Annotated in this window: 9 protein-coding genes and 3 tRNA genes; 7 read left to right on the forward strand and 5 right to left on the reverse strand. The window is 59.3% G+C overall.

Translation table 11 applies throughout. The features are described 5' to 3' along the window. Window positions 1-61 precede the first annotated feature (61 nt). Window positions 62-1,193, forward strand: a protein-coding gene (prfB, locus tag AC1DJO_RS23835) for a peptide chain release factor 2 (RefSeq protein WP_477973226.1) whose coding sequence is annotated in 2 segments (ribosomal slippage) — window positions 62-130 and window positions 132-1,193 — 1,131 coding nt in all. Because the reading frame shifts where the segments join, the coding sequence is not laid out codon by codon here. 54 nt (window positions 1,194-1,247) lie between these two features. Here prfB and AC1DJO_RS23840 read toward each other — a convergent pair. Continuing rightward, window positions 1,248-1,568 carry a hypothetical protein gene (locus AC1DJO_RS23840; RefSeq protein ID WP_310298653.1) on the reverse strand — a complete coding sequence of 107 codons (321 nt, stop codon included), beginning with the start codon at window positions 1,566-1,568 and terminating at the stop codon, window positions 1,248-1,250. A gap of 236 nt (window positions 1,569-1,804) precedes the next feature. On the opposite strand from AC1DJO_RS23840, the gene AC1DJO_RS23845 reads away from it, so the two are divergent. After that, window positions 1,805-2,629 (forward strand): hypothetical protein, encoded by an 825-nt coding sequence (locus tag AC1DJO_RS23845; protein WP_477973229.1) that lies wholly within the window; start codon window positions 1,805-1,807, stop codon window positions 2,627-2,629. 117 nt (window positions 2,630-2,746) lie between these two features. On the opposite strand, the gene AC1DJO_RS23850 is transcribed toward AC1DJO_RS23845, so the two are convergent. After that, window positions 2,747-2,822, reverse strand: a tRNA-Thr gene (locus AC1DJO_RS23850). Between the two features lie 271 nt (window positions 2,823-3,093). Between AC1DJO_RS23850 and AC1DJO_RS23855 the strand changes: the two genes are divergently transcribed. Further along, on the forward strand, window positions 3,094-3,867 hold the full coding sequence (locus tag AC1DJO_RS23855; RefSeq protein WP_477973231.1) for an NAD kinase: 774 nt from the start codon (window positions 3,094-3,096) through the stop codon (window positions 3,865-3,867). 2 nt (window positions 3,868-3,869) lie between these two features. Continuing rightward, window positions 3,870-4,394 carry a hypothetical protein gene (locus AC1DJO_RS23860; RefSeq protein WP_477973233.1) on the forward strand — a complete coding sequence of 175 codons (525 nt, stop codon included), beginning with the start codon at window positions 3,870-3,872 and terminating at the stop codon, window positions 4,392-4,394. 54 nt (window positions 4,395-4,448) lie between these two features. Here the strand turns inward: AC1DJO_RS23860 and AC1DJO_RS23865 are convergent, their stop codons facing one another. The 3 genes from AC1DJO_RS23865 to rlmB all read right to left on the reverse strand — a co-directional run bounded on the left by AC1DJO_RS23865 (window position 4,449) and on the right by rlmB (window position 5,788). Continuing rightward, window positions 4,449-4,586: a hypothetical protein gene (locus tag AC1DJO_RS23865; RefSeq protein WP_310298660.1), complete on the reverse strand. Its 138-nt coding sequence runs from the start codon at window positions 4,584-4,586 to the stop codon at window positions 4,449-4,451. A 62-nt stretch (window positions 4,587-4,648) separates the two neighbouring features. After that, window positions 4,649-4,807 (reverse strand): hypothetical protein, encoded by a 159-nt coding sequence (locus tag AC1DJO_RS23870; protein ID WP_477973235.1) that lies wholly within the window; start codon window positions 4,805-4,807, stop codon window positions 4,649-4,651. A gap of 90 nt (window positions 4,808-4,897) precedes the next feature. After that, window positions 4,898-5,788 carry a 23S rRNA (guanosine(2251)-2'-O)-methyltransferase RlmB gene (rlmB, locus tag AC1DJO_RS23875; protein ID WP_477973237.1) on the reverse strand — a complete coding sequence of 297 codons (891 nt, stop codon included), beginning with the start codon at window positions 5,786-5,788 and terminating at the stop codon, window positions 4,898-4,900. A gap of 203 nt (window positions 5,789-5,991) precedes the next feature. Between rlmB and AC1DJO_RS23880 the strand changes: the two genes are divergently transcribed. From AC1DJO_RS23880 to AC1DJO_RS23890, 3 genes are all read left to right on the forward strand, one after another. Further along, window positions 5,992-6,076 (forward strand) — tRNA-Tyr (locus AC1DJO_RS23880). A 31-nt stretch (window positions 6,077-6,107) separates the two neighbouring features. Then, a tRNA-Gly gene (locus AC1DJO_RS23885) sits at window positions 6,108-6,181 on the forward strand. Between the two features lie 198 nt (window positions 6,182-6,379). Next, window positions 6,380-6,526, forward strand: a 147-nt coding sequence (locus AC1DJO_RS23890) for a GTP-binding protein (RefSeq protein WP_421387882.1), incomplete at its 3' end; no start/stop codon positions are given.

Genomic DNA, 6,526 nt, shown 5'->3' on the forward strand with positions numbered 1-6,526 from the left:
ATCCGCGGCCGCCGCAACTATTTGACGGGCCAGCTCAAGACCAACGCAAAGAAGCAGGACAATGCGCGCCGAGATCATAAACGTAGTCGATGAAACCAAGCAGGCTATCACCCTGCTGAGGAGGCATCTTTGACTGGGACCAGGCGATAAGACGGCTGGACTGGTTGAACAACAAGGCAGAGGACCCGAACCTCTGGAACGATGCCCAGGAAGCCCAGAAGCTGATGCGCGAGCGCCAGCAGCTGGATGACGGCATCAATGGCGTGAAGCAGCTCGAACAGCAGCTGAACGACAATATCGAGCTCATCGAAATGGGCGAGGAAGAGGGCGACGAAGGCGTCGTCAAAGACGCCGAGGATGCGCTGAGGGGTCTGAAGGCCGAAGCTGCGCGCCGCCAGGTGGAGGCGATGCTCTCTGGCGAGGCCGATGGCAACGACGCCTATCTGGAAGTCCATTCCGGCGCCGGCGGCACCGAGAGCCAGGACTGGGCCAACATTCTGCTGCGCATGTACACGCGCTGGGCTGAACGTTCGAAGTTCAAGGTCGAGCTTCTCGAAGTTCACGATGGTGAAGAAGCGGGCATCAAGTCGGCGACGCTGCTCGTCAAGGGCCACAATGCCTATGGCTGGCTGAAGACCGAATCGGGCGTTCACCGCCTGGTGCGTATTTCGCCTTACGACAGCAACGCGCGCCGCCACACGTCCTTCTCGTCCATCTGGGTCTATCCCGTGATCGACGACTCGATCCAGATCGATATCAACGAAGGCGATTGCCGCATCGACACCTACCGCTCGTCGGGTGCCGGCGGCCAGCACGTCAACACCACCGACTCGGCCGTGCGCATCACGCATATGCCGTCCGGTATCGTCGTGCAGTGCCAGCAGGAGCGCTCACAGCACAAGAACCGCGCCAAGGCGTGGGACATGCTGCGCGCCCGTCTTTACGAAGCCGAACTGAAGAAGCGCGAAGACGCGGCCAACGCCGAAGCCGCCTCGAAGTCGGATATCGGCTGGGGCCACCAGATCCGCTCCTACGTGATGCAGCCCTACCAGCTGGTCAAGGACCTGCGTACGGGTGTTGCCAGCACGGCGCCGGGCGACGTGCTAGACGGCGAACTCAACGAGTTCATGGAAGCAGCACTCGCGCACCGCATCAGCGGCAAGCCGGATGCCGTCGTCGACGACATCGACTGAGCCGCGCAGGCTGGACAATAAAAAAAGCCCCGGACATCCGGGGCTTTTTTCGTTCTAGAGGTTCAGGCGGAAATAGACGCCGTTCCGATGCGGCCGGTAGTAGCGGTCGCGATACCGCCAATCGCGATCACCCCGCCAGCGCCGCTCGGCCCGCCAATCCCGGTGGTGACGGCGGTCATAGCGCCAGCTGTCGCGATAACGCGGGCGATGATCCCTGTAGTAGCGGCGATCCCGGTGCCGAACCTGAACCACATCGCTCTTCTCGACGGCAGCCACCGGCGCCTGAGATCGCGGCATCGCCGCCGCAGGCTCGACAGCAACGAAGGCCGAACCGATGGAAAGAACAGCAGCAACCGCCAAATGGACGATTTTCATAGCGCATCTCCTTGCTATTTCATGACCCAAGGTGACCCCGCGGGCCTGAACTCGCTCTGAAGACGGGCTTCATGTCCGGTTCATCGAAGAGGACAAGAGATAGAGCGGCTTGAGCAACGAGAGATGCGACGGCGCACAGATAGCATCAGCGTCGTCGTGGCTTGCCTGCTCGATCGCAAGCCCGGCAAAAGCCTTCTATCGTTTAACAGTGCTTGGCCTATTCGATGGAGACGGACATGGATGAACCATTTCCCGCTATGTTCGAGCAATATGTGCTCCTGCTGACCGCAAAGCGCACGATGCTGAGAGCCGAGGCGGCGGGTGTCACCACGCTCGTTGCCGGTTCGTCACATGGCGATTTTGGCTTCGATCCGGCGTATCTGCCCGGATCTTTCAACCTGTGCTGCCGATCACAGGATCTGAAATACTCCTACTTTCTCTACAAGACCCTTTCGGAGCAACTCGAGGCGCTCCGCACCATCGTTGTCTTCTATTCGGTTTTCTCACCGGGATGGGTGCTCGATCGCTCGCGATCCGAAGGCATGATCTCGGTGGCTATTAATGAGCTGTTCAATCTCGGACTGGACTACGAGGATCCGGCGCTCACCAGCCTCTACGAAACCGTTGTGGGCAAACTTGGGGATTTGTCCGTGGACGTCTCGGGGCGCTCCGGGTTTCTGCCCGACTATAACAAGAGCTTCATGCCTCCGCGCATGACGACGGAACAGCGCGTCGCAGATCACATGAAGTTCAATCGGCGGGAAAACGCACTTCCTTATCTCGAAATGTTGATTAGCTTGTCGGCGCAAAACCGCCACAGGCTGCTTGTCGTCGTTCCCCCAGTCCGAAGCGATTTCCGGATTCGCGCCCCGGGTGCCGAATTGTTTCGCGGTCTGAAGCAGCGAACCGATGGGCATGCTCACGTCCAGGTGCTTGATCTCTATGAGCACGATGATTTTGAAGACGGCTTTTTCGGAGATATGGATCATCTCAAGCCGTTGGGTCCAGGCACGGCGCTGCTGTCGCGTCTGGTTGACGAGGCCTTGAGTCGCGGGTCATGAGCGGGCGCAATCGCGCCGTGCGCCATGTTTTGGGAGCGCAGCGTCAAATTCTGGAACAGCCACCCGCCTGCGGAGCAGGCGCCATCCGGCTCCGCTTCTGATTTCGCTGTGAGTGAGTGGTGCCCCCGGCAGGGTTCGAACCCGCGACCCCCTGATTACAAATCAGGTGCTCTACCAACTGAGCTACAAGGGCAATGCGTGCCAACTACCAGATTCTGAATTCGTGTAAAGGCAAAATCCGGCATCGGCGCGAATTCGTGAACGGTTTCGGCTGCACAATCGTGGAAATCGTGCTGGGCGGCAACAGCGGTTGGCGGAGACTATCGCGCCCCGCCGGGGCAGTTTCGCGGAAATGCCGGATGCTCACGCTTTGTCGAGTTTCCGCACTTTGTATTGATGTGCAAAACACCTTGTCGCACAAGCCCTTTATCCTTTAGCTAGGCGAGCATAACAAAGGGCATTGCATGGGCCGGTCATTTCAGACGCTTGGTTTTCTGGCTTCTTCCACGACTGAAGCGCTTGCTGCGCGCGAGGAGCTGATTCGGATCTACGGCGACGTGCCGGCCGAAGAGGCGGATGTGATCGTCGCGCTCGGCGGCGATGGCTTCATGCTGCAGACGCTGCATGGAATTATGAACAGCGGCAAGCTGGTCTATGGCATGAACCGCGGCTCCGTTGGCTTCCTGATGAACGATTACCGCACCGAGGATCTGCAGGAGCGCATCTGTGCTGCTGTCGAAAACGTCTTCCGTCCGCTGCAGATGACGACGGCCAATGCCGATGGCACGAATTCCGAGGCGCTCGCCATCAACGAGGTGTCGCTGTTTCGCCAGTCCTATCAGGCGGCCAAGCTTCGCGTCGAGGTGGACGGCTATGTCAGGCTGCCGGAGTTGATCTGCGATGGCGTGATGGTGGCGACACCGGCGGGCTCCACCGCCTACAATCTTTCCGCACACGGCCCGATCCTGCCGCTGGAAGCGCCGCTTCTGGCGTTGACGCCGGTCAGCGCCTTCAGGCCGCGGCGCTGGCGCGGCGCGTTGCTGCCGAACAAGGTGACGGTCGATATCCATATTCTGGAAGCGGAGAAGCGGCCGGTGAATGCCGTTGCCGACAATTCTGAGGTCAAGTCGGTGCTGCATGTGCGCATCGCCCAGTCGGAGCACATGACGGCGCGCATCCTCTCCGATCCGGATCGTTCGTGGTCGGACCGCATTCTGGCAGAACAGTTCGAGGACTAACGATGAGGGCAGGGACTTTTCTATTGGCGGCCACGCTCCTGACGGGCGCAGGGATTGCCAAGGCGGCTCCAGGTACAGAGACGATCCTGCCGTCCGCTGTCACTTTCGCCACCAGCACGGGATATTGGGAAGAAAGCAAGGCTGACATCGCCATCGAGCGCACGCCCGACACGTCAGGCAAACCCGTATCTGCCGATCATACGGCGGCAGAACCCGGAGAGCCGCGCCATGGCTACTACAAGCTCTTCTCCGTCCGCCAGGATGACCGCACATCGAAGGTCTATCTACAACAGGTGGCGCAGACCGATGGCGGGCCGCAGATCGTCTCTACTGTGGAACTGCACGAATTCACCGATCTCAAGCCTTACGTCACCGATATCCGTCCAGAGAACTCGACTGGGATCATCAAACAGCCCGGACTGTTCGCCATCGTCTATTTGAAGACCGATCCGGATGCCGAGCCGGATGGCTGGACCGTGCTGATCGACGAGTTCGGAGAGATTTCCGTCGAAAAGGCGACCAACTGACAAAAAAAGCCCCAGCGATACCGGGGCTTTTGTTTTGCTCGGCCGGGTGCAGGCCTATTGCTGCACAGGCTCGTTGATGCTTGCCTCGATCTTGGCGCCGTTGCCGGTCTGTCCGGTGCCGGATGGCGCCATCATCACGATGCTCAGCACCGAGCCGACCATTAGAACTACGACGGCGATCATGATTCGCATGCGTTCTTCCTTGCATTAACCTGCGGGACAAACGCGCGGAGATCTTTGAGGTTCCGGAAGCCCTATTGCACAGGGGCTGGTGTAGAGGGGCCGGGGGCCGAGGGGGCCAGCGGATCGGGCTGACGCACCGGATGAGAGGGATCGACCCAGACGAGGCTGAGAATGATGCCGACGAAGACTGCAACGAACAGAATGCCAAACAGGAGGGGCCGGATTGCCATGCCGGATCGTTTCCTTCTCTCTTGCTGTTTTCGGTTCGCCGCCATCTAGCCCCGGCATGCGTTCATTTTGAGACCCCGGTTCTATTTGTCCTATTTCGCCAGATACTGCCGCGCCGCATACATGGCGATGGCAGCCGCGTTCGAAACGTTGAGCGACTTGATGGCGCCGGGCATGTCGAGGCGGGCCAGCGCATTGACCGTCTCGCGGGTCTTCTGCCTGAGGCCCTTGCCTTCAGAGCCAAGAACGAGCGCGACCTTGTTGCCGCTGAAGGTTCCTTCGAGAGCCGCCGGTCCTTCCGAATCAAGACCGATCGTCACGAAACCGAGCTTGTGCAGCTCGCCGACGGCGTCGGCCAGATTGGTGATCTGGATATAAGGAATCAGTTCCAGCGCCCCGGAGGCCGATTTCGCCATCACACCTGATTCTGTCGGGCTATGTCTCTGGGTGGTGATAACCGCACCGGCATTGAATGCCACTGCCGAGCGCATGATGGCGCCGACATTATGCGGATCAGTCACCTGGTCGAGAACCAGAAGCAACGGGCTGTCCTTCAAAGCTTCCAGTCGGCGCATGGGCAGGGGCCGCGTCTCCAGCATCACGCCCTGGTGGATCGCATCGGGGCCGAGCACTTTGTCGATATCCTGCGGAGACACCATCTCGACAGGGATCTTCATGTCCTCGGGATTGATCTCGAGGCGCGCCAGCGCATTCTGCGTCACGGACAGCTTGATGTTCTTGCGCTCGGGATTTTCGAGCGCCGCGCGAACCGTGTGCAGGCCATAGAGATAAACCTGCTCCGGAGCCAGAACCGGCGGCTTCCAGTCGTCGCCGCCGCGCTTGCGCTTCTGCGGGCCGGGGGTCGGTATGTCACCGCGCTCGCGCTTTGCATCGCGGTGCTGGCGGCGCAAGGTCGCATAATGCGTATCCTTGGCGGTTTTGTCGGTGTCGGGCTTGCCGGTGAATTTGTTGTCTTTGCTCATGCGGCTTTTATAACGGCGGCAACTCTCCGCGCATAGGACTTCTTTCACAGAGGGCCTTTCAACAGGCGATGAAATTTTTCACATTTTTTCCGCAGTCATCGTGTTGACATGAGGAAATCGTCCGGTCATATACGCGGCGCAGACCGAGGGGCGGCAACGCCAGACGGTCGCAAGCTTGGTCTTCCGATCCAGACGAAACGAATGGAGAGATGCCCGAGTGGTTAAAGGGGACGGACTGTAAATCCGTTGGCTCAGCCTACGTTGGTTCAAATCCAACTCTCTCCACCATTCGTTCTCTGGTCGGGCCAAGACCAATCCCGCGGGTATAGCTCAATGGTAGAGCAGCAGCCTTCCAAGCTGAATACGCGGGTTCGATTCCCGCTACCCGCTCCAGTTTTTCCTTTTAGCTTCAGGTTGTTGCGCCGCGCTTTTGGCGGTGGATCTTGCGTTGCGTCAATTGCTTCCCATATGGGCAGCAAACCCCGGAATGCCGTTCGCAATTAGGTCTTGCGCAATCTCGCCGAAAGCCTTAAACGGCGGCACTAAACCGGTTCGCCGGGGTCACCCATTTCGTTCACAGGAAGCATTCAAATGGCAAAGAGTAAGTTTGAGCGCAACAAGCCGCACGTAAACATCGGCACGATCGGCCACGTTGACCACGGCAAGACGTCTCTGACGGCAGCGATCACGAAGTATTTCGGCGAGTTCAAGGCGTATGACCAGATCGACGCTGCTCCG

The organism is Rhizobium sp. 05N430, from assembly GCF_056396985.1.